The 23708-nt window shown below is 39.6% G+C and carries 23 protein-coding genes; 11 read left to right on the forward strand and 12 right to left on the reverse strand.

Translation table 11 applies throughout. From position 1 onward, the window contains the following. Window positions 1–635: 635 nt before the first annotated feature. Together WKK05_RS07230 and WKK05_RS07235 are read right to left on the reverse strand one after the other, a co-directional pair. The gene (locus WKK05_RS07230) at window positions 636–2471 is read right to left on the reverse strand and encodes a penicillin-binding protein 2 (RefSeq protein ID WP_341529081.1); all 1836 of its coding nucleotides are present in this window, start codon (window positions 2469–2471) and stop codon (window positions 636–638) included. Between the two features lie 96 nt (window positions 2472–2567). Next, the gene (locus WKK05_RS07235; RefSeq protein WP_341529082.1) at window positions 2568–3272 is read right to left on the reverse strand and encodes a hypothetical protein; all 705 of its coding nucleotides are present in this window, start codon (window positions 3270–3272) and stop codon (window positions 2568–2570) included. Between the two features lie 518 nt (window positions 3273–3790). Between WKK05_RS07235 and WKK05_RS07240 the strand changes: the two genes are divergently transcribed. The 7 genes from WKK05_RS07240 (at window position 3791) to WKK05_RS07270 (ending at window position 12565) form a co-directional block, all read left to right on the forward strand. Then, on the forward strand, window positions 3791–4027 hold the full coding sequence (locus tag WKK05_RS07240) for a hypothetical protein (protein WP_341529083.1): 237 nt from the start codon (window positions 3791–3793) through the stop codon (window positions 4025–4027). A gap of 1259 nt (window positions 4028–5286) precedes the next feature. Beyond that, entirely contained in the window at window positions 5287–5610 is a 324-nt protein-coding gene (locus WKK05_RS07245; protein WP_341529084.1) for a hypothetical protein, read from the forward strand. A 312-nt stretch (window positions 5611–5922) separates the two neighbouring features. Continuing rightward, window positions 5923–8217, forward strand: coding sequence for a 1,4-alpha-glucan branching enzyme (glgB, locus tag WKK05_RS07250; RefSeq protein WP_341529085.1), 2295 nt, complete (start codon window positions 5923–5925; stop codon window positions 8215–8217). A 246-nt stretch (window positions 8218–8463) separates the two neighbouring features. After that, window positions 8464–9570: an iron-containing redox enzyme family protein gene (locus tag WKK05_RS07255; RefSeq protein WP_341529086.1), complete on the forward strand. Its 1107-nt coding sequence runs from the start codon at window positions 8464–8466 to the stop codon at window positions 9568–9570. Between the two features lie 228 nt (window positions 9571–9798). After that, window positions 9799–10494: a class I SAM-dependent methyltransferase gene (locus WKK05_RS07260; RefSeq protein ID WP_341529087.1), complete on the forward strand. Its 696-nt coding sequence runs from the start codon at window positions 9799–9801 to the stop codon at window positions 10492–10494. A 537-nt stretch (window positions 10495–11031) separates the two neighbouring features. Further along, on the forward strand, window positions 11032–11256 hold the full coding sequence (locus WKK05_RS07265) for an NblA/ycf18 family protein (RefSeq protein ID WP_341529088.1): 225 nt from the start codon (window positions 11032–11034) through the stop codon (window positions 11254–11256). 964 nt (window positions 11257–12220) lie between these two features. Continuing rightward, window positions 12221–12565, forward strand: a complete 345-nt coding sequence (locus tag WKK05_RS07270) for a hypothetical protein (RefSeq protein ID WP_341529089.1) — start codon at window positions 12221–12223, stop codon at window positions 12563–12565. A 158-nt stretch (window positions 12566–12723) separates the two neighbouring features. Here WKK05_RS07270 and WKK05_RS07275 read toward each other — a convergent pair whose 3' ends face one another. Next, a complete protein-coding gene (locus WKK05_RS07275; protein ID WP_341529090.1) occupies window positions 12724–13470 on the reverse strand; it encodes an ABC transporter ATP-binding protein in 747 nt (248 codons plus the stop codon). A 247-nt stretch (window positions 13471–13717) separates the two neighbouring features. Here WKK05_RS07275 and WKK05_RS07280 point away from each other — a divergent pair, with 247 nt between their 5' ends. Together WKK05_RS07280 and WKK05_RS07285 are read left to right on the forward strand one after the other, a co-directional pair. Continuing rightward, a complete protein-coding gene (locus WKK05_RS07280; protein WP_341526990.1) occupies window positions 13718–14212 on the forward strand; it encodes a helix-turn-helix domain-containing protein in 495 nt (164 codons plus the stop codon). A gap of 135 nt (window positions 14213–14347) precedes the next feature. Further along, window positions 14348–14791 carry a transposase gene (locus tag WKK05_RS07285; protein WP_341526991.1) on the forward strand — a complete coding sequence of 148 codons (444 nt, stop codon included), beginning with the start codon at window positions 14348–14350 and terminating at the stop codon, window positions 14789–14791. Window positions 14792–14896: 105 nt separating this feature from the next. On the opposite strand, the gene WKK05_RS07290 is transcribed toward WKK05_RS07285, so the two are convergent. The 3 genes from WKK05_RS07290 to WKK05_RS07300 all read right to left on the reverse strand — a co-directional run bounded on the left by WKK05_RS07290 (window position 14897) and on the right by WKK05_RS07300 (window position 18102). Then, window positions 14897–15711 (reverse strand): IS5 family transposase gene (locus tag WKK05_RS07290; RefSeq protein ID WP_341529091.1). Its coding sequence is split into 2 segments (ribosomal slippage): window positions 14897–15351 and window positions 15351–15711, totalling 816 coding nucleotides; the frame shifts between segments, so codons are not numbered across the junction. 810 nt (window positions 15712–16521) lie between these two features. After that, entirely contained in the window at window positions 16522–17373 is an 852-nt protein-coding gene (locus WKK05_RS07295) for an SDR family oxidoreductase (RefSeq protein WP_341529092.1), read from the reverse strand. Between the two features lie 318 nt (window positions 17374–17691). Then, window positions 17692–18102 carry a hypothetical protein gene (locus WKK05_RS07300; RefSeq protein ID WP_341529093.1) on the reverse strand — a complete coding sequence of 137 codons (411 nt, stop codon included), beginning with the start codon at window positions 18100–18102 and terminating at the stop codon, window positions 17692–17694. Window positions 18103–18174: 72 nt separating this feature from the next. Here WKK05_RS07300 and WKK05_RS07305 point away from each other — a divergent pair, with 72 nt between their 5' ends. Beyond that, entirely contained in the window at window positions 18175–18540 is a 366-nt protein-coding gene (locus WKK05_RS07305) for a transposase (protein WP_341529094.1), read from the forward strand. Window positions 18541–19657: 1117 nt separating this feature from the next. After that, entirely contained in the window at window positions 19658–20122 is a 465-nt protein-coding gene (locus WKK05_RS07310; RefSeq protein ID WP_341529095.1) for a PIN domain-containing protein, read from the forward strand. Between the two features lie 72 nt (window positions 20123–20194). On the opposite strand, the gene WKK05_RS07315 is transcribed toward WKK05_RS07310, so the two are convergent. From WKK05_RS07315 to WKK05_RS07340, 6 genes are all read right to left on the reverse strand, one after another. Further along, complete coding sequence (locus WKK05_RS07315; RefSeq protein ID WP_341529096.1) at window positions 20195–20716, reverse strand: hypothetical protein; 522 nt, start codon at window positions 20714–20716, stop codon at window positions 20195–20197. A 378-nt stretch (window positions 20717–21094) separates the two neighbouring features. Then, window positions 21095–21484 carry a hypothetical protein gene (locus WKK05_RS07320; RefSeq protein WP_341529097.1) on the reverse strand — a complete coding sequence of 130 codons (390 nt, stop codon included), beginning with the start codon at window positions 21482–21484 and terminating at the stop codon, window positions 21095–21097. Window positions 21485–21617: 133 nt separating this feature from the next. Further along, window positions 21618–21980 carry a hypothetical protein gene (locus tag WKK05_RS07325; RefSeq protein WP_341529098.1) on the reverse strand — a complete coding sequence of 121 codons (363 nt, stop codon included), beginning with the start codon at window positions 21978–21980 and terminating at the stop codon, window positions 21618–21620. 87 nt (window positions 21981–22067) lie between these two features. Continuing rightward, complete coding sequence (locus WKK05_RS07330; protein WP_341529099.1) at window positions 22068–22418, reverse strand: hypothetical protein; 351 nt, start codon at window positions 22416–22418, stop codon at window positions 22068–22070. A 127-nt stretch (window positions 22419–22545) separates the two neighbouring features. Further along, the gene (locus tag WKK05_RS07335) at window positions 22546–22893 is read right to left on the reverse strand and encodes a hypothetical protein (protein WP_341529100.1); all 348 of its coding nucleotides are present in this window, start codon (window positions 22891–22893) and stop codon (window positions 22546–22548) included. Between the two features lie 220 nt (window positions 22894–23113). Next, entirely contained in the window at window positions 23114–23461 is a 348-nt protein-coding gene (locus tag WKK05_RS07340) for a hypothetical protein (protein WP_341529101.1), read from the reverse strand. Window positions 23462–23708 lie beyond the last annotated feature (247 nt).

Genomic DNA, 23708 nt, shown 5'->3' on the forward strand with positions numbered 1-23708 from the left:
ATTGAAACAACTCTATATCTTAAGGTAATCACATCATAACGGGCAGGGGAGCAGGCTGACAGGTGTAGGTTTTTTATAAGGGTGTGAGTATTCATTCACTATCGACAAAAAATAAAAGCAGACTCACACAAGAAAACAGAGGCTCAAATGCTAAAAAATGAGTACCTCAAACAGTGGACAAATATAGTGTCACAGAAAATGCCACATAGTCACGCTACCACAAGTAGTAGGACTGGCAAGATGGAGTTTTGGCATAGTGATGACAAAATCAAGTAGCTTGAGCAAAGTGTCAAAATTCATTGCCAAAGTCAACTCACAAAAGGCAAGTACAGTACATCAACGATTAAAACAATGGTATCAGGAAGCAAAAGCCAAAAAAGGAAAGTTGCGTCCCACTCTAGATGTGAGTAGTTGTTTTGCGCCATTGCTTTTTTCCTCATACTCCAATACGGTTCAGATAAGACCAAAACACTCGTAGAGACAGCGTATCGCGTCTCGAAAACCCAAAATTTTGTACGAGTAGCCCTTAACTGAACCGTATTGCCTCATACTCCTGTTGACGATTTCTATTGCTTCAATTCCTCCTAATTGTAAAAAACCTATACCTGTCAGCCTGCCCCCTGCCCTTCTGCCTCTTATTCCCCACTCCCTTGACTCACAGGCTGACTCGGTGGAATCTGTTCTATAGGAATCAGCGCTTCCATTACAGCCTTAACAATCGGTGCGGCGACAGTAGAACCGTAAGCACTTTCTCCTTTTGGCTCATCTACCAATGCCAAGACTACATAACGAGGAGATTCTACTGGCAGAATACCCACGAAACTGGTGATTCTAGCACCTTTGATATAGCCGCCTGTGGGACTAGCTTTTTGAGCTGTCCCAGTCTTACCAGCTATGCGATACCCCGGAATTTGTGAAGCTTTGCCAGAACCGTCAGTGACCACACTTTCCATCATTTTCACTACTGTGTGGGCTGTCTCAGGGGAAAAAATTTGCCGCGGTGTGGAGCGATTGGGAAGGTAATGCATTTGCCCTTTACTGTCAATCAGTCCTCGGACTACATGAGGTGTGACTAACTTACCGCCATTGGCTAAAGCGCCATGCATTTGCACCAGTTGTATTGGTGTCAGAGAAAAGCCTTGGCCAAAGGAGGTAGTAGCTGGTTCAATTGGCGACGAGATAAACTTTTCTTGACTTTTGAGGCTACCACTAACTTCAAAAGGCAAATCTGTATCAACAGTTTGTCCTAAACCCAAGCGTTCCAGCCAGTTGTAGTAAACTGAAGGCTGCAATCGTTGGATAATTTGCACCATGCCAATATTGCTGGAATATTGCAAAATCTGAGCAATGCTGATCCGCCCATAGCCATTATTCATCGCATTTTTGATTGTGCGGTCAGCTACGCGAATGAAACCAGGATCATTAAATGTATCATCTGGTTTGATGACATGATTTTCTAAAGCGATCGCTACATTTAAAGGTTTGAAAGTCGAACCTGGTTCATAAAGATCCGCCACCGTCCAGTTTTTAAATAGTGAAATATCAGATGTAGAGTATTTATTAGGGTTATAAGTAGGCTGAGAAACCAAAGCTAGTAAAGAACCATCGAACGCATCCATGACAATAACTGCCCCACGTTTCGCGCCAAACTTCTCCATTTGTTGTTTCAGCGCCGTGCGGGCTGCCCTTTGCAGACGGCTATCGATTGTCAGTTGCAGTCGCAGGTCATCAAAATGCAGAAAACCTTCCGGGGCATGCTCTGGCATCAGCGCCCCGTTACCCGCTCGACTGAGCCGCACCGTTTGCACTGGACGTTCTAGCAACTTCTCTTGAGAGTATTCCACACCAGCTTGACCACGACGGTCTACATTTACGTAGCCCACCACATCAGCAAGCAAATCATCTGATGGATAAAAGCGGGAGTATTTTTGAATTAACTCTAAGCCATTTAAGCGAAAAGAATTAATGCGATCGCCAAGTTCTTCCGGCACGGCAGGATCAAGAATAATCCCACTTTTTTTACTTTGAAAGGTTTTCACCAGTTCAGTAGGTTCTTTAGCCAAAATTGGCGCAAGTTGCTGTGCCATCTCCTCATTAGACTTATTAAACAGCTTAGGATGCGCGTACAAAGTATACACAGGACGGTCAATCGCCAACACATTATTACCGCGATCTACCACAGGACGACGGGGCATAAAAGGACGCAAATTGACCATTTGCTGATTTCGCGCCTTCTGAGTTAACTTTGGCCCAAGTACAATTTGCAAGTTATACAAGTTAACAGCTAACCCCAACCCTGCCAGCATCAACACGCCCCATACTATAAACAGCCGGGATTTGCTATTGCTTGTTTGCTCTTGAGCCTGAGAGGTTAGTCTCTCTAATAACCCTCGTCTAGAACCCTTCTGCCGCCTTGTAAAAGCTGGCTTCCGAAAATTTCTGAATCTTGTTTTGCTTGGTGACTTCTGCATTTGCGTCGTCCTTTATCATTTGATGTCTTTTGTCAATTGTCATTTGTCCTTATTAGTGACCAATGCCCAATGACAAATGACAAATGACTCTTAACCTTAATATCCCAATGGCGAGGACGTTTGCTCTTGCGTTTTAGAATTTGGCGTTGTGGTAGATGATGCCGGATTAGGACTCTGAGATGCTGGAGGTAAGAAAATCGTTCCTTCTGGAGTTGCGGATAATAGCCCAGCTGTTGGTTGTTCAGCTTCGTCAGCCATTTTATTTCTTAGCGTTGCGTTGGTAGTCGTCAATAGTCGCTCATGACGCCGCAGATTTTGTACTCTGTGGTATCCCTGATTCCAAAGCTCTTGGGTATATACTGTCCAGCCATAAACCGCAAGTGTCGCTGCTACGAACAAAAATGTCACAACTGAGGAATAACGATGTAAGGTGTGTAAACGCAGCAACCACAAAGGCGTCGATTCAGAGCTAGGCATTACAGGAACGCTTCCGCTTCGTAAATCCTCCTTTGGACTCTTGTGTTTTGTACCCGACTGTTTATTTAAGTTAGAGAATTGTTGCTTACCCGGCTTTTTCCCTACTTTGGGCATAATCGCCTCGTTCGTGAGAGAAACTGATGAATTTTTTGGGGAATGCCGTTGTTTTTGAGAAGATACTGATGCGCTTTGAGCAGCAGGTGTAGAAGCGCTTGGCACTGCTGACTCTTGACGCGCTGCGCGTCGCTTCCCTGAACGCAAGGTAGAATCTCGCCGGAACCAAGTTCCCTTTCCAGAAGCAGCTGATTTACGAGCAACAACCATAACTTTTTTTGGATTGTAAATACAGTATTTTAGATTGATTGTCTGTTTTTGCTAACGTTAAAATCGCTTTTTGTGTAATAAGCACACATAATACCCTACACCCTTTTAATTGTTGCGATAGCTCGCCGTACTGATGTTTGCTAGCCTCTATTGAATATTGCAATGTCTACATCAGTGAACAATAACTGGATAGATTCACTGTGTAGGTATCGCATCTGCATCTAAAGTATGGCAACCCAGAGGAGTAAGGTGCAATACTCTGCCAAAAAAATAAAAATATTTGTTATCATATGTCCGTTCGCTACCAAAATTGGTAATCTCTGTTTGCTGATTAAGTAACCTTGCTTGTGAGTTAGGAGAAACCAATCAGCTAGCTGTATGACACTTAGACAAAAAAAATTAGTTCAAAGGATTACTTTTAAATATGTAATCTGATGAATTTAAAAAAACGCAATAAATACGGTATCGTATTCAACAGGCGAAAAATTGTTCTAGCCACAATTGGTGAAAGAGGAGTTATGAAAACAAAAATCTTAGGTTTGGCTCTAATGTTAAGTCTGGCTACAATTCTCGGTGCTTGCGAAGGTGGTGGTGGTGATGCTGGTACTACCAGTTCTCCAGCAGCTACAGGCGCAGCTGAGCCGACTGATACTGGGTCTACCCCAGCAGCTACGACATCGCCCGCCACTACACCCGCTGTTACACCTGCTAGTCCCACTGCTAGTCCTACTACTAGTCCTACCAAAAAACCCTAAACTCAGTCTAAATAACGCCCAAAACAGCTTAGTAACAACGCTCCTCCTACATAACTAGGTTCTCTGAGGTTTGCGTCAAACACTGAGCTACTTAATCTTTGAACATCAAAACTTGGAATTGGCTACAATATTCAGCTAAGTGGGGCAGCCCCTAAAGGACACTGGTGAGGACTATATTCTGCCGCTACCAAGTGTCCGCCTGAAATTTTTCCACGAGAAAATCTTCTTCCAAGACCAAGTAAAGTTAAGTCCTGAAAGTTTTAACTGTCTTGTGGCTACCTTAATGCCATTAGCGTAGACTCTTGAGTTTTGATAGGGCAAAAAAATCTATTACCTATTTAGTGCTGGCATTGCTCTTGACCATTTCCTACAGTCCATTCCATATTGGGATAAGTGACTTGGTGTGTTTCTCGGCATTGCCAGATTTTTATTGGGAAAATTTGCTGCGATTATCTTTGCTTTATTTATATACAGCAGAATTCAGAATTCAGGAGCGGAGCCGGAGACGCTCGCGGCCTAGCGTCAGAATGGGCTACGCCCCGCTATGCTAACAGAAGGTAAAAAGGCTTTATACATGACTTTACTTCGACTCCTTTCGGCTTCTCTGCGAGACCGGAGGCGTAGCTTGCTTCCCCGTAGGGGTACGCTCAAGGCAAGCCGCTCAGTAACCATGAGACCTATGTTGTGTACTTCATCAACTTGAAATCTCCTGTATTATCATGAATTCATCACCATATTTTTTTCACTAAACTGCTAGAGTAGCTTTATATTAACTAGTGCAGCTTGGTCATTATTGACAATTGTTGCTAAGCCGAGCTAGTTCTGGGCTATAAGCAAATTAATGACAACAAACAAAATATAGCTTTCGGCTTGTATATCTTGAAAATCAAGCCGCTGACTAGTTTGACAATTCTGTAACTTTTCTTACCCCAAATTGAGAAATAACAAAAAGTAATGTCCTAGTAAAAGCTACTATGCTACCCCTATGGTTCTCCTTTAGGTAAGGCAAAGAAAAAGTTAAGCGCATCTACACCAACTCCACACAAATTTTCCCACTTAAGAGATAATACTTAATAAAAAAAGCATTATTTTTACCGAGATAAATTCAGCAGATGCCGCAGGGATGGGAGAAAATTGCTTTGAACGCTAACTGCTGATGAGCCACTACGTTGGTGAGGTAGCCCTGTCTTATGCTTTGGCGTAGCACAGCGTCTCCAACGAAGAAGCGAGTGGCGTTGCTAAGAGAGGGAGATGGAAGAGTGAAAACAAGAAAAGCAATCAAATTTTTGGTATTAATTGGGAGTATCGCTACCTTCGTGGGGCTAAGTAGCCATTGGGAAGCAGCAGTAATAGCATTACCGCCCCCAGAAGATATACCGGAAGAAGTATTGCGATCGCAGATTATTGTAGATGCGCGATCGCCTATTGATGGTAAACCCCTGACTGCCGCCGAATATGCCGAATTGCAAGCACAGCTACAAACAGCTCCCCCACCAAAACTGACTCCCAACATCCGACAAAACATTTACCTCATACGTATACGTAATGCGTTACGCCAGTTTTTACCGTTTTTAAATTTTTGACAAATTTGTCATTTGTCATTCTTCCCCACTCCCTACACAGACGCCTAGACGCTCGAAGAGCGGCTTCTCGTAAGGATATAATCGCGTCTCTACTCCCCTACTCCCTGCACAGACGCGTAGACGCTCGAAGAGCGGCTTTTCGTAAGAGTAGAATCGCGTCTCTACCCCCCACTCCTTTCTCTACCAAAAGGATTGATGACTAATTCTGAGGTACGATAACTGTGGCGACAAATTGCAAATAAATGTAAAGAATATATATAGATAATAAAACAACACATTTAGTCAATAACGTTATTTTACGTAGGTAGCCTCATGTCCATAACCACGATTGCCCCCGAACAGGTTAACCGGATAGTTTGGAATCAGCATCACGATCCATTTGAAATACTAGGGTCTCATCCCATAGAACTAAATGGCAAAACTGTCTGGGCTGTGCGAGCCTATCTACCAAATGCGAGTGCTGCATGGGTAGTCCTTCCTGAACAACGGCAGGAATATCCAATGCAAACAGTGCATCATCCAAACTTTTTTGAATGCACAATTGAAACGGCAGAACTGACAAATTACCAATTGCGGATTAAAGAAGGGGAACATGAGCGTGTTACGTACGATCCTTATGCTTTTCGTTCTCCCCGTTTGACTGAGTTTGACTTGCATTTATTTGGTGAAGGTAACCATCATCGGCTTTACGAAAAACTGGGAGCGCACCCCACCGACATAGACGGCGTTAAAGGTGTTTATTTTGCTGTTTGGGCCCCCAATGCCCGAAATGTTTCAGTACTAGGAGATTTTAACCTCTGGGACGGGCGCAAACACCAAATGCGTAAAGGCCCCACCGGAGTTTGGGAATTGTTTATTCCCGAAATCGGGGTGGGAGAGCATTACAAATATGAAATCAAAAATTTAGAAGGACACATTTACGAAAAATCTGATCCTTACGGTTTTGGGCAAGAACCCCGTCCGAAAACAGCATCCATTGTCACCGACTTAGATAAGTACAAATGGAGTGACGAAGAGTGGCTAGAAAAACGGCGTCACACTGACCCTTTAACTCAACCAGTCTCAGTTTACGAAGTACATATAGGCTCTTGGTTACACGCTTCTAGTTCAGAACCAGCTAAACTACCAAATGGTGAAACTGAACCTGTAGTTATTGTTTCTGAACTCAAGCCAGGCGCGCGCTTTCTTACCTACCGAGAACTAGCAGACAGGCTTATTCCCTACGCCAAAGAATTGGGGTATACCCATCTAGAACTGCTGCCCATTGCAGAGCATCCTTTTGATGGCTCTTGGGGTTATCAAGTAACTGGGTACTTTGCTCCCACATCTCGTTTTGGTAGTCCAGAAGATTTCATGTATTTTGTGGACAAATGCCACCAAAACGGCATTGGTGTAATAGTAGATTGGGTTCCTGGTCACTTTCCTAAAGATGGTCATGGTTTAGCCTTCTTTGATGGTAGTCACCTTTATGAACACTCTGACCCGCGCAAAGGCGAACATAAAGAATGGGGTACGTTGGTATTTAACTACAGCCGCCACGAAGTTAGGAATTTCCTAGTAGCAAATGCCCTCTTCTGGTTTGACAAGTACCACATTGATGGCATCCGCGTAGATGCTGTCGCCTCAATGCTGTACAATGATTACTGCCGTGAGCCGGGAGAATGGTTGCCTAACCAATATGGTGGCAGAGAAAACCTAGAGGCAGCAGATTTCCTGCGTCAAGTAAATCACACCATTTTCAGCTATTTCCCTGGTGTTCTTTCAATTGCAGAAGAATCCACCTCCTGGCCGATGGTATCTTGGCCTACCTATACAGGTGGACTAGGCTTTAACTTGAAGTGGAATATGGGCTGGATGCACGATATGCTGGATTACTTCAGCATGGATCCCTGGTTCCGCCAGTTCCACCAAAACAATATCACCTTCAGTATGTGGTACAACCACAGCGAGAACTTCATGCTGGCTCTGTCTCACGATGAAGTGGTGCATGGCAAGAGCAATATTATTGGCAAAATGCCAGGAGATACATGGCAGAAGTTAGCTAATGTGCGTTGTTTATTTTCCTATATGTTTGCTCACCCTGGCAAGAAAACCATGTTTATGAGCATGGAGTTTGGGCAGTGGACTGAGTGGAATGTTTGGGCTGATTTAGACTGGCAGTTATTGCAGTATGAACCACACCAACAGTTAAAAACGTTTTTCCAAGAACTGAACCATCTCTATCGTTCTGAACCAATTTTGTACACTCAGGATTTTGCTGAGCCGGGGTTTGAGTGGATTGACTGTAGCGATAATCGTCATAGCGTTGTTTCTTTCATCCGTCGTGAGAAAGATTCTGATAATTTTGTGGTTGTGATTTGCAACTTCACACCTCAACCTCATTCTCATTACCGTATAGGTGTACCAGAACATGGATTCTACACTGAGTTGTTCAATAGCGATGCTCGTCAGTATGGCGGCAGTAATATGGGCAACTTAGGCGGTAAGTGGACGGATGATTGGTCTTTGCATAGTCGTCCTTATTCGTTGGATTTGTGTCTACCACCTTTGGGTGTGTTGATTCTCAAGTTGGATAAGCAGAAGACTGCTCAAGCACTGAAATCTTAATTGAGAGGGTGGGACTATACCCACCCTTTTTAAGCTTTTACATTTCTGAATTTTGAATAATTGTAGTTAAAACTATCTTAATCTGACAGGTATAACCACGAGCGATCGCACCTACCTTTTGTATACCTCTTTGAGAGTTAATCTTTCTTTATAACCCTGGAAAGATGTAAAAGACGCTACGAGTGTGGATATTAAGGTATTAGAGGTGAAACTAATTTCACTCTTTGCAAAGCTACCGAAGATTCCATGCAAAGCAATTTAGTTAAGTTTCCTAGCGTTAAAACTGGGGACAAAAGTACGCAACAAAAGGAAAGAGCCGCTACCAAGTACGACCGTGCAGAGCAGCAATTTATAAGACTGCTGGCAACGGAGGATTTGGATAATCAACTAGATGCGGAAACGATAGATGCTAATGAGTTTGAACGGACGCTCTTTTCGGCGATTCGCGCTGCTTACCAAAACGGTTATGGTAACGAACAAGCTCACCGTTTTCTGCAACGGATACTTTATCGAATTAATCGGCTGAAGCTGTTTTGGTACGACGATTTGCAGCACTATACTAATGAGCGATCGCTTTATTTGCTCTCCTGTCGTAACCAAATTGAAGCTGCTTGGCAAGAGTGGGAATTGGCACAAATCGATGTCGCAGCACTACAAAAGCTAAATGTAAAACAAGCTTTAACTGAGCGTGCGAATGCTGATTTAGATCCGCCTTTGTCAGAAAATAGCCGCTATATCCGCGAGGAAATGACGGTAGCTGGCTATTGTCACTTGTTGGCGATCGCTTCTTTTGATGGTTTGGTGGAAGGTAGTCGCCTTTCTCGCATTCTGGGCGGTGCTGCTAATGAAATGCAGTGTACTCTGGTGCGCGTATTACTGGAAGAATATGGCAATGGTCGCTTCTCTCGCAAGCACTCGACATTTTTTGCCCAAATGCTCACAGAGTTTGACATGAATACTGAACCCGAAGGATATTTTGATTTAGTACCTTGGGAAGTCTTAGCTTGTGACAATCATAACTTTCTGACGACCGAACGCAAACGCTATTTTCTGCGTTACAACGGTGCGTTGACATATTTTGAGGTAGCTGGGCCAGCAGCTTACAGAAATTATCTCACGGCAGCGCAACGACTGGGACTGTCGGAAGCGGCGATGGGTTACTGGGAACTGCACATCAAGGAAGATGAACGCCACGGGCGCTGGATGCTGGATGATGTGGCTTTGCCTTTGGCAGAACACTATCCCGATGATGCCTGGGAATTGGTACTTGGCTACGACCAGGAAAAGCTAATGGGCGATCGCGCAGCTCAAGCTGTAGTCCGCTCAATACGCGCAGCCGAATTAGCTGTCTAACTCATGTGATTAATCCAAACAACAAATAATTAGAAATTAAAAATGGCAGATTATTTCTGGCGTTTTTAATTTGATAATTCTCAACCATTACTATCGCTAATCCATCTAAAACACAATTTCTTTAGTAAGCAAGTTGTTACTAAAGGAAAAATTTTTATTGCCTTATTTTAAGGCAGCAAAGAACCTCCTATTACATTGATTCTACCTTACACATTGAAGTGCAGTCAAATGAAAGACATCTTTTTTTGTCCAGAAGAATCTAATTTCTACTCCAATTGCCTAGAAAATCTTGTATTAAGAAACTGTAAAAATGCTGCGTCTATTGTTGAGTTTGGTTCGGGTGACGGTAGCCCTGTAATTAACTCGTTACTGAGAAACAAGTTTGATGGTGTAATACGTGGATTTGAATTAAATACTTCTGCATGGAAAGCTGCAAATTCAACCATTGATGAATATAATCTCACAAATAAATATGTAATTTATAATTCATGTTTGTTTGAGTCTTCTAAACCCGAAGCTAATTACCTTGTAGCTAATCCGCCCTATCTACCTGCACCAGATCAAGATATTTATATGCCCTTATTATTTGGTGGTATAGACGGAGCTACAGTTACTAATGAGCTTTTATCGTTGGGTTACGATAATGTTTTAGTTTTAGTATCTAGCTATTCTAACCCAAAAAGTACAATTGAACAGGCACAAAAAAACGGTTACAGTGTTAATAATTTTGTAGTCTTGCCTTTGAAATTTGGTTATTATAGCTCAGAACCAAAAGTCAAAAAACATATAGAAGAATTACGAGGAAACAACATGGCATTTTATTCTGGCGATTATTACTTTTTAGCTGGTGTTTTGTTTAGTAAAAGCCAAGAATCAGCAAATGATTTATCTAATCAGCTAGCTCAAGTAATGACAAGTTTGTGAGTAAGGAATATTTAACCAAGCCGTCATCGTAGAGATGTTGCATTGCACGTCTCTACTCATAATACCAAGGGTTATTCTTGGCGATCGCTCAAAATATAGCAGTTGACAAAGCTGTTAGGAAAAGCCTATTGAAACACAAAAGGCCGCAAAGTTTATTTTTGGTCTATTCGCTACGAATTAATGAAACACTCTACTAAACTTACTGTCCGTTGTTATAAAACCAGACGAGACTATGATTGTATCTGAATGATTAGAAGGTATAAAAAATAATCTCTGATACCATTTCACAAAATATCTGATACAAATAATTGGTCTCTAATTCTTTCCACCTACCCTCGAACTTCTGCCTTTCTTGTTAAAATCACCCATTAAGGTCACCCAAGTGTAGGAGGCTCAAACCAGCAAAAAAGAATACTCTATGAAGAGCGAACGTTTTTGATGGTTCTGTGCAGATAGATGCAGAAAAATAACTGATTAACTTACCTTGGCATTCTGGCTCTAGAATACAAACCCTAACAAATAAACAGATTAAAATCCATGAATAATAGAGAGATTATGAAGTCTATAGAACTTACTCTAGAACAGCAATTTCAGCTAAAAGTTTTAGAAATGCATATTCAAGGATTAAGTCAAGAGCAAGCACAAAAGCTATTGGTCAAGTTTGTAAAAATAGGTATGATTAAAGACAATATCATTAGTCATAGCAAAGATATACAATCAATACAATCTACATCGTTATCTTTGTCGTCAATCTCTGATTAACTAGTACAGCACGGCGTAAATAAACCATCCATTGAGAATGCCTGAAACCTTTGTGAAAACGTAATTATGAATTACGTTAGCGTAACGGTACTAGGAACACCTGCACTAATCAAGGAACTAGATAAGCCAATCACACCTCATCCTTACGGGTTCGCCAGTTGCTTCTTCCCAAGGTAGACGCAACTGACGAACAAGTTGGGGAACCAGTAACTTTGCCATAGATATTAAAAGCAATGCATCTTTGTCATCTACAAATATAATGTAATATCTGTGAGTTTCTCTTCGAGACGCTACGCGAACGTTTTTGAAACTTCTCCGAAATACTTTAACTTGCCCAAACTTTTTTAGATACGCTACTAAACCCGATGCCGGAATTTCTAGATTTGAGACTTGGGTAAAATTTTTCCCATCAACTAAGCAGAAGCGATTTTTAACTATATTAGTTAAAAATTGCTTCTGCCTTGTTTTTAAAGAACTTCAGATTCTTTTGACTGGAATACTAAGCGTCAGTAGTTACGCTCCAAACCTCAAGCCCAAACCTCAGTAATCATTTCTCGTAAATAATCGTTTTTTGTTTGACCAAATTTAAGTATATGTAGTGGCGTGACCGGGCTGATTTTGGACATAAAACATCAAGACAATTTTCTTTTCTCTCTCTGTGTCGCGCCAGTTGCTACAACGGGGGGAACCCCCGCAACGCACTGGCTTCTCTGTGCCTCTGCGGTTTATTAATCCACTATTTTAATCCGGTCACGCCAATACGTGTATTTCAACAATCAAATATGAGTCCTGTAGGTTTCAAATCTAAGTATAAAGGCTGTTTTACTTCTGAATTCTGACTTCTAGCCGGGGGCGGAGCGTCTCCGGCTCCGCTTCGGAATTCTGCTATATCTCAATGCATAACTGGAAAGATGTCAACTGAGCAAATGTAGGAGGGTAAATAAATCTTTGAATGGGTATGTTTATGAACAATGCAAAAATTCTTTGGCCAGTAAAAGTAAATTGGCGAACTGCCGGGGCTTATGATGCAACTAAAGTTATTATCGAAGGGTTAAAAAATATATCTCAAGAGTCAAACACACAAGAACTACGATACAAATTACAACAGCAAGTAAAAAATACTAATAAGTTATGCGGTGTAACAGGTGCAATTAGCTTTACATCAGGTGAACGAAATGAACATCCAGCATTTATCATTAAAGTTGTTAAGGATGAAAATTCAGATACAGGTTATAAGTTTGAACTAGACTCAAGTGCAAATGATAATTACATAACTGAACCTAAATGTTATCCAGTTGCAACTGAATAATTAGGTAAATAGCTATCCTATAGTCAACTCAAATTCGCTGATTAAATCCGGCATAGGTAATGTTTATTGTTTTCCAAAATCTCCGGTTGCTGCTTTAAGAGATAGACTAAAACCAAAAGGTTTTACCATATATTTACACCTACAAAGTGTTTGTTTGATTATCCTAAATAGGCTTTTTTAACTCGCTCATCACTAATTAATTCGGATGCCGCACCTGTTAAAGTAATACAACCAGCTTCTAAAACATATCCTCTATCGGCAATTTGTAGGGCAAGATTAGCGTTTTGTTCAACTAGCAAAATAGTAACGCCTGTGGCACGCAAATTTTGAATAATCGAGAAAATTTCTCGGACGATCGCAGGTGCTAAACCTAAGCTAGGCTCATCTAAGAGTAACAGTTGTGGTTTACTCATTAAAGCACGGGCGATCGCTAACATTTGTTGTTCACCACCACTGAGAGTTCCTGCTAGCTGATGACGTCGTTGTGCTAAACGCGGAAATAAGTCAAACTGGTGTTGAATATCTGCTTTTACCTCTGCTTGATTAGAGCGAATATAAGCACCCAATAGTAAATTATCTAAAACTGTTTGCCGTGCTAATACTCTTCTCCCTTCAGGAGAATGAGCGATACCAAGTTTTACAACTTCGTGTGCTTGACGACGAGTAATATTACGTCCGCTATAGATAATTTTGCCACTTTTAGGGTTAACTATCTTAGATATAGCGCGAAGAGTTGTGCTTTTGCCTGCACCATTAGCACCAATTAAACTGACTACCTCACCTTGTTGAATAGTTAAATTAATCTTTTTTAGAGCTTGAATACCACCATAATTTACATCAAGTTCTTGAACTTCTAAAATTGTGAAATTTGGTTTATCTTCGTATCGGCGTTCATCTACGTTCATTAGAAGTCTATTTACATCCAGAAATATTGAATGTTGACACAACAATTAACATACATCAATAATATAGTCTTTGGTAATGACACACTTCAAGTTACGATAAATCTCACTTCTTAAGTGAATCTACAACCCGATGTCAAAACCTGCCGATGTCAGTACCAAAAAATTAATCAGCTTATACCAAGTCTAAATGAGCGTGCATATAAATGTAGAATAAAGAATATGGAAGATAGAGACTCATGAGGAACCGATGGCACGCCCTTTCAATCTAGAAGTTCAAGAAAGTGCTGAGTATTTGTCAAAAAGCTTGAAAAATACGCGCACAGCATTTGAAAAAGAGCGTTTACAGATGCTGTGGTGGATAAAAACAGAACAAGTGACACAGCATCAAGAATTGAGCCGAAGATTGGGCAGAGATGGGTCAACAGTAACACGGTGGTTGCAAAGGTATCGGCAAGGGGGATTATCCAAGCTTCTAGAAGTAAAAACTGCACCAGGAGCAACTCCTGTAATTCAAGGAGAAATGCTTTCGGAGTTAGTGTCAAAGTTAGAATCCCTGGAGGGATTTAGTAGTTATGGGCAAATTGTCGAATGGATAGAGCAAAAATGGAATGTGCAAGTAAAGTACAAAACAGTTTATAGTTTAGTACGCTATAAACTAGGGGCAAAACTAAAAGTACCTCGACCCATAAGCTCGTCTATTGATGAGCAAGCTATAAGCCTTTTTAAAAAAACATTCCCTTAGCCTTGGTAGCTTTACAAAACCTATTGGGTGGCGGAAAACGATTACGTTATTTGTGCCAGGATGAGACCAGATTAGGTTTGAAAACCGAAACTGGGCGAGTAATTACGGCACGCGCAAGTCAAGCCCATAGTTAAGGTGCAGTGGCCAAGAAAAGCATATTGGCTTTATGGAGTAGTTGAACCCATATCAGGATGGCATTTTTGCCAAGAATATTCTCATTTAAACAGTGAAAATTTTCAGAAATTTCTTGATTCCCTTTCTCTTGAATTAGGCTCAGATATGGCCTTAATACAAATGGATAGAGCCTCAGCACATCAAGCCTTAGCACTCACTTGGCCTGAAAATATTATCCCAATTTTTCAACCATCTCATAGTCCTCAACTTAATCCTATAGAGAGATTATGGCAGTTTATTAAACGCCAGTTCAAAGGCGAGAACTTCTCAAATTTAGACCAGTTGCGTCAACGGGTTCAAGATGAATTAGCTCAATTATCTTCTGAGTTAGTATCAACTCTTACAAGTTATGATTTCATTCTTGAAGCTCTTTTTCATCAATCTCTATTTTATGCAGGCTCATAGAGAATTGGTATTAGCACCTGACAATTGGGTAAAATGGGTAACAGACATTCCTGATGTTGTTGCAGGAGAAATTCTGAACTCAGAGACCATTTATAAAGTAAATCTTTAGACAACAAGACGACGTAACATAATACGAGTCATGACAGCATATATAGCTACTTCACTCATTTCTGGGAGACGCTCATAATCCTTACTAAGACGGCGGTACTGGTTAAACCACCCAAATGTTCTTTCTACTACCCAACGTTTGGGCAAAATCTGAAATTCTTGCTCAGTACGCCGCATTACCTCAACATGAGCTTGAATCATTAACCAAACACAAAGCGCAAATTTATCCCCGTCATAACCGGAATCAACCCACATGACTTCAACTTTTTCCAACAATTCTGGACGTTCCTCTAGCAGTTCCATCAAAGCGTAGGCAGCAAGTAATCTTTCTGGGGCATTTGCTTCACTAACCACCACTTTCAACAAGAGTCCTAGACTATCAACCAAAGTCTGGCGTTTTCGTCCTTTTACCTTTTTACCCCCATCAAAGCCATACACATCCCCCTTTTTTCAGCCGTCTTTACTGATTGGCTGTCTGCTGCGATGCCTACGGCGAGCTTTGCTAACGCAGTTGGTTGTGTTGATTTACCTAATTTCAAGCGAACCTGACCACGTAGTGTATGGTTTAATTTTTCCCAAACCCCTTTGCGCTGCCATTTCCTGTAGTAGCTGTAAACTGTTGAACTGGGAGGAAAGTCTGCTGGAAGCATATTCCATTGACATCCAGTTTTTAAGTGATAGTAGATCGCATTGCATACTGAGCGCATATCAGTTGTGCGCGGATGCCCTCCTCCTTTGGCTGGTGGAATTAAGGGTGCCAGGATTTCCCACTCCATATCATTCAAGTCTGTGGGATAAGACTTTCGTGCCATGAGCAACTATGTAAATATACTGTACATGAGGTATTTTAATCCTTGTGGTAATCCCCGCCTGGTCGCCTTTTGATTTACTTTATAAATAGCCTCTTAGCAATTAGGCGCTATTTACTATGCCTCTATTGTTTACAATTAGAGCTTAAAAATCCTCGTTCTAGAGAATTATTTCTAAGTTTAAGATAGTATGACTTTCGATATTCTCACAATATCATCCGATATAAGCAAGATGAATCTGCGGTTTTATTATGTTGTTGAAAGAACTAAATATTTAGGTTTTAAGTGAGTGAACACAATAAAATAGAATACGGTTACTGCGAGTGAAACGTAGGCATTCGCATAACGTATCCCGTAGGGTAGCATTTGCAAAGATTTGAGATTGCTTAGCTTTGCTCGCAATGACACAATTTATTCTTGTCTTCCTACTTAACCCTCTCCTGTCACTTTGGGAAAAGTCAATTACTGAAAGCCTTGGGAGCTTTAATTTCCAGGTTTGGACTATAAATTTCATTTACTGTTCAATACCTCTGCCAAAATAAGAGCATGAAGAGGTAGAGCGCTTCGTAGTAGAGTTATTGTCTCTCACAACGACAACAAATTCCTGAGCCTATTTTATTAGCCCAGATTTTTGCCAAGCTTACTTATGCAAGGACGGATTCATGCCGTCTCCACAGACTTTGGCCCCTCGTAAATTGGCTAAGGTATTGCTGTTAGAAAATATTTATCCCAAAGACTTACCTGCTCGACCTCCTGCTGTTTTTTAGTTCTGTCGAACTCACGTTAAGTTAAGCAAAATTGTACTACATTAGCTTATAGCCAGAACTGCTGATAGTCCTTGACATACTGCCGTATAGTCAACGGTGAACGATTGAGCAATTGCTCTGTATCAGATGTGATGTTGCCCGCCAATCCTAAACGAGCGGTTGTGTAGATTGCTACCATCACTAAAACAAAGTCTATTGGCAACCCCGATGAGCGCATTTGTCGAACAAACTTTAGCAAAGAGGGATTATAGCATACCCGTTTACCTAAAAACGATGTGAAGATGTCTGCAACTTCATAATAGGTCAAGGCTTCCCCACCCGTAAGCGCATAGGCTCTCTTCTGATGCCCATCTTCAATTAAAGTACGAACTGCAACAGCAGCAATATCTCGCACATCAATGAAACTTGTTTTACCTTTACCTGCGGGAAGAAGCAATTCACCACGAGTTTTGATGTCCTCTCGGTGTGTAGTGTTAAGATTTTGCATAAAAAAGCTGCACCGTAAAAAGGTGGCTTTAATGCCCAATTGGTCGATATAGCGTTCAATTTTTGAGTGCGGCACAAAACGGTTGCGTTCGGCTCCCAGTATTGAAAGAAATACGATATGTTCAACACCTGCAAGTTTTGCAGCATTTAGCGCTGGGGCAATTTGTTTGCGAACATTAGCAAGGGCAGGTGGACGCACTAAAAAAAGTTTATTGATATTCTTAAAAGCATTTACAAAGGTGTCAGGATTGGTAAAGTCGAACGCGACGCTCTGGATACTTTTGCCTAATATCTGTTTAGCGCTCTTTGGGTTTCTAACTGCGGCACAGACATCACAATCTTGGGATAGCAGTAAGCGAAGAACTTCTTGATCGACATTTCCAGTCGCACCCGTTACTAAAATTTTCAGCATTATCAGCAAATCCTGTTAGAGTGTACTAAATTTCATGCAATACCTTAGACCTACACTCGAATGGCACTGTCGTTAAAGTAAAACCCTTAACTGATAAGCCCTTGGTCAAATACACTTCTACAAGTCTACAAGTATTCTAAATACGAATAAAATTTCAATCACTCAATCTCCTTAATCTAACGGACAACAATACTCTAGAGATAGAGATTTGTATGGTAATAGAACAAGTTTCTTACAGGGATGAAAAATTTTGGTTATGTGGTAAAAGCCACCGATGATAGCAAAAGCGATTTAGCAAAATCTAGTATTTTTCAAGTATTAATTTATTTTTGTGCCAACTATTGTTTTACCTCCATATATTATGAGAAATTTATCTCTATTAATTTTACTGATTTTATAATTTTCTATAATAAACAAAGAACTGAAGCTAGCTATTATATCTACAGCAGAAACCTCAACTAATAGAGATAGATGTAAATTTAGAAGACATTTTGGAACAGTTTTAACAATTAAACACAATTTTTTATCATTTACGTGCCATACACCAGTAAATTTATTGCTTGTTATAAATTCTTTAGGCTTAGATAAAAAGAATGTTTGAATTTTGGTTTGTTCATAAGTCATATCATCTTTAAATTCAATATAATTTTTTTCCCAATCTGTATCAAAGCGCCATTTTCCACACAGTAAAATCTCTATATCTTTATCAGAGATACTAATATTATTCATATTTATAGCGTTTATCTATCTAATGAAGTACACTTAATCAAATAAAGGTGCGTATCCTAGTGAAAGGTAAAAATGAAAGCATATTCCCTCGATTTACGCCAAAAAATTCTGGATACATATTTACAAGGGGGAATATCACAACGTCAATTAGCCAAAAGATTTTGTGTAACTTTAAGTTTTATCGAGAAATTACTAAAACAGTATAGAGAAACAGGTAGTATCGCACCTAAAATCAGGACGGAACAAACACCACCAAAACTCAACTCTGAACAATTTAATATTCTCAAAGAAATAGTAGAAGCCAATAATGATGCTACTTTATCAGAAATTCGCTCAATTTTGGCAGAAAAAACAGGAGTCATAATTGGTATTTCTACAGTAGATAGAATGTTACAGAAGATGGAAATCAGCCTTAAAAAAATTCAAATATTACAGTGAGATGTTATGAATAATTTTTTGTTTTCACCACATCAAGCAAAAGCAGGTAAATTCTCAAACCATTGCTATTAAAAGGTCATTCTACTTTATATACCTTTCTCCTGAATATTACCTCTTAATGCAATACAAAAACCAAGAGGCAGCTCTTAGCTAAATGGGTCAATTAAAAAATTTGCCAGCAGCAACTAAATAAATAATAGTAGATGAATACCAGAAGAGTTAATAGACAGGCAACAGTCATGAAACAGCCAGACTCTTTTGATATTTCTGCATATAATTATTGATTTATAGATGAGATGTGTGAACGTGAGATGTCAAAATTTACTATAATTTTCTCGATTATAAATAATATTGTAGGCACGGATATCGGTTAATCTATTAACTAGTTTTGTTTCAAAAAAAGTCTTGCCTTTCCAATAAGTAAGAAGGCAAGAAAATTTATAACTATGGAGTGAAATATTAACAGCAGAATTTGAGTTAAATTCAGTACTTAGCTTTATTTTTGTGTAATTTATTACTACAAATAGTTGTATTTCTAAGTATTATTTTGTCGTTATTTTTGAGACTGATTAATGTTAAGATATAATCTTTTTCTTAAAGAGTACTTATTACTTTAAAACGTCAGTGTATCTCTACTTTAGTCTAATAGTTTTAGCTAAATAGAAAAAAAATGATAAAATACAGGGTTTTCTCCAACTTACTTGGAGAAATCTGTCAATTTTGCCTGGAACTAGAATAATTATTTATCGTCATTTCAGATTATTGTCACTAGAGTGCTAATCTTTCTTAGGCAGGATAATGTTAAAGCTGTTTTTATTTTTGCAGCATCTCTGCTTTCCGAAAAATTTAATATCAAATCTGAAATCCTATTCTTTCAGATTGAAGTTAAATATTATGTCCCTACAAAATTGAGATATATCCTGATAAACTCATGCACGTTCTCTGTTGCATATTTTTTTGTCAAACAGTTAGTAGGCAGTGGTTTTTGAAGTTCACACCACCGACTTATCTCTTTGTTAATTCAGAAACAACCTATACTGATATAACGTCAGTAAACAAGATTAAACATGAATCAGCTTCTAACACTAAATTTATCAGTCAATAAAGGAGGTTAAAAGTGATCAAAATTTTAGTTGATGCTGATTTAATATTAGAAGCTCTGATGAATCGTAACGAATGTGTAGAAGATGTTAGAGAATTATTAGATAGAGTTAATCCATCGATTCAAATCCATTTAACAGATGTAGGATGGCAAAAAATTTATGCTTACGCCAGCCGTTTACGGAATAATAAGATTGCTGAGATTGTCGTCAGTTGGTTACAAGTGAAAATTCAGATTTGTTCTGTAGACCAAAGTATTTTACAGCAAGCACGTTCATCACCATTAAAAGATTTTGAATCTGCTGTAGAACTAGTATGTGTCAATTATCAAAAACTTGATGCAATTGTCACCCATAAATATGAAGATTTTGCCAAAGCTCCCAACAAGTGTTGGGTTTGGTCAGTAGCTGAGTTATGGGTGCGTGCAAACCTAGAAAATCAGCTACAAGCAACAATATCTAGTACACAACGGCGAAAATAAAGCTACATTTTAAAATCATTAATAATGTCACGTTGAATTATTCTATGCAGTGGTACTAGCTAAGTGTATAATTTAATTATTTTGAATCGGCTGTTGTAAGCGCTGTAAACGAATAGTTGCTTCATCAATTTGTTTCTGTAGTAAAGTCAGATTTGCCTCCATTGTTTTCTTTTGGGTTTCGAGCAATTCTGTTTCCTTACGCAGACGAGTCATTCTTATGTTATGATCCTCTGTTCGTCCGGGTTGATAAATGATACCGACGTAAATCGTGAGATTCGCAGTATCTAATGTATTTACCCCGGCAGAAAGATTAAAGCCAAAGTCATTTTCAGTATTGACAAAAGCATTAGGAACGTTATTTAAAGGGAAAATATTGGGGTAGTTAATCGTGTTATTGTTATTAACAGGTACTTGGGGGCTAGACTGCAATATTTGATTAAAGCTGGCGTCATTGCCGACATTACTTGTTTGATTGCTAGTTGCTGACTGAGGATAAGCAGGAGCGATCGCTAAAATTTCTAGGATGCAGATAACGGAAAAAATAGGTATAACATTTAACAATTTTTGAGCAATTACCAAGAGCAAAGCTTTCATAATCTTTTCTGGCAAAACTTCAATCCAAGCTTGCTAAATAGTTTACCTTATAGCGCTCTAAGTAAGTAAAATTATTGACCGCAGATGTTTGATTGTTCTAAAAATTAACAAATTGTCAGAAGTTGCTTATGCTACTACTCTGTCAATGAAAAATTGAGAAGTATATACTGTCTGTAACTTTAGCGAAGACAGCGCAACTACGAACTTATCCAATCAAACTTGACACAATACTACTACAGTAAGTCCAGTGTAAATCGAGGTAAGAGCAGGTATGATAAAATAGCGGTTTTTGAACTTCATCTACCTGCTGATAGCCGAGAAAAACCAAAAACTATTAAATAGAAAAAAATCTATTAGTGCGACAGCTTGTGAAGATATTTATCTGCGAGGGAGAAAATTTGGATCGTAAGCTGGACTCTCTATATTCACTTGTACTCCTACTGGAATTTTAATAGTTGGAATTTTCACTCCAGTTGGATTGTTACCTCCAACAACATATTGATTACTATTTCGGGTTTGTTGCACTGAGCCTGAACCAGTATAAACTTGAGTTCCTGTAGTAGTAACAGCATTACCAAAGCAATCATCAGCAGCTTGCTGATTAACATTATTACTTTGGTTAGCAGTACTATTGCGGCCATGAATTGCCACCTGCACACCCACATCAGCTAAGACACAGGCTGCCTTTGCAGAAGGCGTAAACGCAGGTATAAACGATGATACGCTTGCTAAAGTAAATAAACTTAGGGGAAGTAATTTGAGATTCATTATTATCTCCTAATAAAGATTGTGATAATGGTCAAAGTAATTCGTAACTTTTACTCTATAACTGTTCACACCATCTCACTATGAAATGAGGAATTACGAGTTACGAATTACGAATTACGAATTACTTAGTTCGCTATTGGCACGTAGTTACAGTTGTAGAATTGGAAGCGTAGTTGATAGCCCTACCATAGCGATCGCTGTAAGTTTGATTCCGGGTATACTCCCTCTGCCTACACAAGAGAACTGGTGTTCTTCTTGATGATTTCAAAATCCGAAAACGCTGATTTTTGTAAATAGGTACTACTGATGTGGTCTGGCGTTGGGGAAGAATAGTTGTTCCAGTTGTAGCTGAATTAATTATAATTCCACCATCACGATCAACTATTACCCTAGCGTTTTCAGTTTGAATATCAATATCACCTGCTCTAACTATATCCGCAGGTAATATCATCAGTGCAGGCAGGGCAAGTAGTGAAATGCATTGTTTGGTGAGCATAACTTTATCACCATACTAATAGTAAAATAACCGATTTTTTAGCTTTGCTAGCTAGGAAATCGGTAAAACCTATAGAGTTAATTGTTGTTAGCGACAAAAGCGATTCCTGGCAGCATTAATTTGACGCTGGATATTTTCTTGGCTGGCATTTTGTGCCACGGTATTACCAGAACCAATTGCGATCGCTTCTTGGTTTAAAATCTGATTATTCGCTTGAATTTGGTTACCAGGGTTGCAAAATGAGCTATTTCCTCGCTGATTTTGGCTTTGGTTGCTAAACTGAGAGCCTTGTTGACCAACAACATTATTGTTGCCGTAAACAGTAGCACTTTGATTTAGAATCTGCTGACCACCTTGATTTTGTTCAGCAAAGGCAGCGGTTGGCGCTATGATCAAAGCTGCTGCTAAAAAACCGAAAGTAGAGGTTTTCTTGAGCATATTTATCTTTTTGAATTTAATTAAGTGATAATTAGTAGTTTCCTGGTTATTAAGGGTTGGCGCTGCTCAAATTTTCAAAGGTTTAGCAACGCCTAGAGCCTCATTTAACCAATTAGTAACTTGAAATTTAGCGGCACAAGTAACCTTGAGCTTTAGCAATTTGTCTCTGGTAAGTATCTGTAGAAGCAGTTTGACCTGTGACGTTAGATATTCCAGCAAGAGCAATAGCTTGATCCGCATTGGCACTGGAGGCTTGAATTTGGTTGCCAGAGTTGCAGAAAGGATTACTCTTATTAATTTGTTGTTGGGCAGTTCTGGTGCTGGAAGATTGAGCAGCAACATTGTTATTACCAGAAGTCACAGAAGTTTGAGTAGTGTTGCTAGAACTACCTTGAACTTGATCTGCAAATGCGGCAGCAGGTGAAACCGCCAAAGCAGCGGCTAACAGTCCAAAAACATGAGCTTTTTTCAACATGGTGTAGACCTTGTTTAATGGTATGTGTGGAACTTGGTTAAAAATTGGTCAAAAGGTAATACCAATTCTCTAAATGAAAGCAACATATCGTTTGTAGTAGCGCTTCAGCGCAATTACAAGTCTGATTTAATCTGTCGTCATATTTTAGAGAAACGGTATAAATACCTTTGAATATTAAAAAGTCAAACTAGAATCCAAAGATTTAAATCTGCACTGGGGTTTATCGGCACAAATAGCCTTGAGCTTTAGCAATTTGTCTCTGGTAAGTATCTGTTGAGGCAGTTTGACCAGTGACATTGTACAGACCAGCAAGCGCACTGGCTTGAGCCGCACTAGCATTGGAGGCTTGGATTTGGTTGCCAGAGCTGCAGAAAGGACTACCCTTCTGACTTTGCTGTTGAGCTGTTCTGGTGTTGGCAGATTGAGCTGTAACGTTATTGATACCAGAAGTCACAGAAGTTTGAGTAGTGTTACTAGAACTACCTTGAACTTGATCTGCCAAAGCAGCGGCAGGTGCAACTGCCAAAGCAGCGGCTAACAGCCCAAACACATGAGCTTTTCTCAACATGGTATTAAACCTCGTAGTGGTGTATATTTAAACTCGGTTGAAAATTGACCAGAAGCTACACTCCTTAAACTCTTTAAAGAGTTTTCAGGAATTTATTCCGCTTCCACAATCTATTGAGAGATAGAAAATAAATTAGCATCATTCTAAACAGAAAAATGAATGTCTGCGTTTCATTTACCTCCCTACCTAAATATCTTAACCAAAGAACTTGAGTGTGTCAAGAGTTTAGGCTTAAGTTTTTTTGGTG

It is taken from the genome of Nostoc sp. UHCC 0302 (assembly GCF_038096175.1).
GTDB lineage: Bacteria > Cyanobacteriota > Cyanobacteriia > Cyanobacteriales > Nostocaceae > UHCC-0302.

Coding starts and splice junctions, on each gene's coding strand:
- WKK05_RS07230 (WP_341529081.1), bottom strand. CDS start 2,471: ATGCAGAAGTCACCAAGCAAAACAAGATTCAGAAATTTTCGGAAGCCA.
- WKK05_RS07235 (WP_341529082.1), bottom strand. CDS start 3,272: ATGGTTGTTGCTCGTAAATCAGCTGCTTCTGGAAAGGGAACTTGGTTC.
- WKK05_RS07240 (WP_341529083.1), top strand. CDS start 3,791: ATGAAAACAAAAATCTTAGGTTTGGCTCTAATGTTAAGTCTGGCTACA.
- glgB (WP_341529085.1), top strand. CDS start 5,923: ATGTCCATAACCACGATTGCCCCCGAACAGGTTAACCGGATAGTTTGG.
- WKK05_RS07255 (WP_341529086.1), top strand. CDS start 8,464: ATGCAAAGCAATTTAGTTAAGTTTCCTAGCGTTAAAACTGGGGACAAA.
- WKK05_RS07260 (WP_341529087.1), top strand. CDS start 9,799: ATGAAAGACATCTTTTTTTGTCCAGAAGAATCTAATTTCTACTCCAAT.
- WKK05_RS07265 (WP_341529088.1), top strand. CDS start 11,032: ATGAATAATAGAGAGATTATGAAGTCTATAGAACTTACTCTAGAACAG.
- WKK05_RS07270 (WP_341529089.1), top strand. CDS start 12,221: ATGAACAATGCAAAAATTCTTTGGCCAGTAAAAGTAAATTGGCGAACT.
- WKK05_RS07275 (WP_341529090.1), bottom strand. CDS start 13,470: ATGAACGTAGATGAACGCCGATACGAAGATAAACCAAATTTCACAATT.
- WKK05_RS07280 (WP_341526990.1), top strand. CDS start 13,718: ATGGCACGCCCTTTCAATCTAGAAGTTCAAGAAAGTGCTGAGTATTTG.
- WKK05_RS07295 (WP_341529092.1), bottom strand. CDS start 17,373: ATGCTGAAAATTTTAGTAACGGGTGCGACTGGAAATGTCGATCAAGAA.
- WKK05_RS07300 (WP_341529093.1), bottom strand. CDS start 18,102: ATGAATAATATTAGTATCTCTGATAAAGATATAGAGATTTTACTGTGT.
- WKK05_RS07305 (WP_341529094.1), top strand. CDS start 18,175: ATGAAAGCATATTCCCTCGATTTACGCCAAAAAATTCTGGATACATAT.
- WKK05_RS07315 (WP_341529096.1), bottom strand. CDS start 20,716: ATGAAAGCTTTGCTCTTGGTAATTGCTCAAAAATTGTTAAATGTTATA.
- WKK05_RS07320 (WP_341529097.1), bottom strand. CDS start 21,484: ATGAATCTCAAATTACTTCCCCTAAGTTTATTTACTTTAGCAAGCGTA.
- WKK05_RS07325 (WP_341529098.1), bottom strand. CDS start 21,980: ATGCTCACCAAACAATGCATTTCACTACTTGCCCTGCCTGCACTGATG.
- WKK05_RS07330 (WP_341529099.1), bottom strand. CDS start 22,418: ATGCTCAAGAAAACCTCTACTTTCGGTTTTTTAGCAGCAGCTTTGATC.
- WKK05_RS07335 (WP_341529100.1), bottom strand. CDS start 22,893: ATGTTGAAAAAAGCTCATGTTTTTGGACTGTTAGCCGCTGCTTTGGCG.
- WKK05_RS07340 (WP_341529101.1), bottom strand. CDS start 23,461: ATGTTGAGAAAAGCTCATGTGTTTGGGCTGTTAGCCGCTGCTTTGGCA.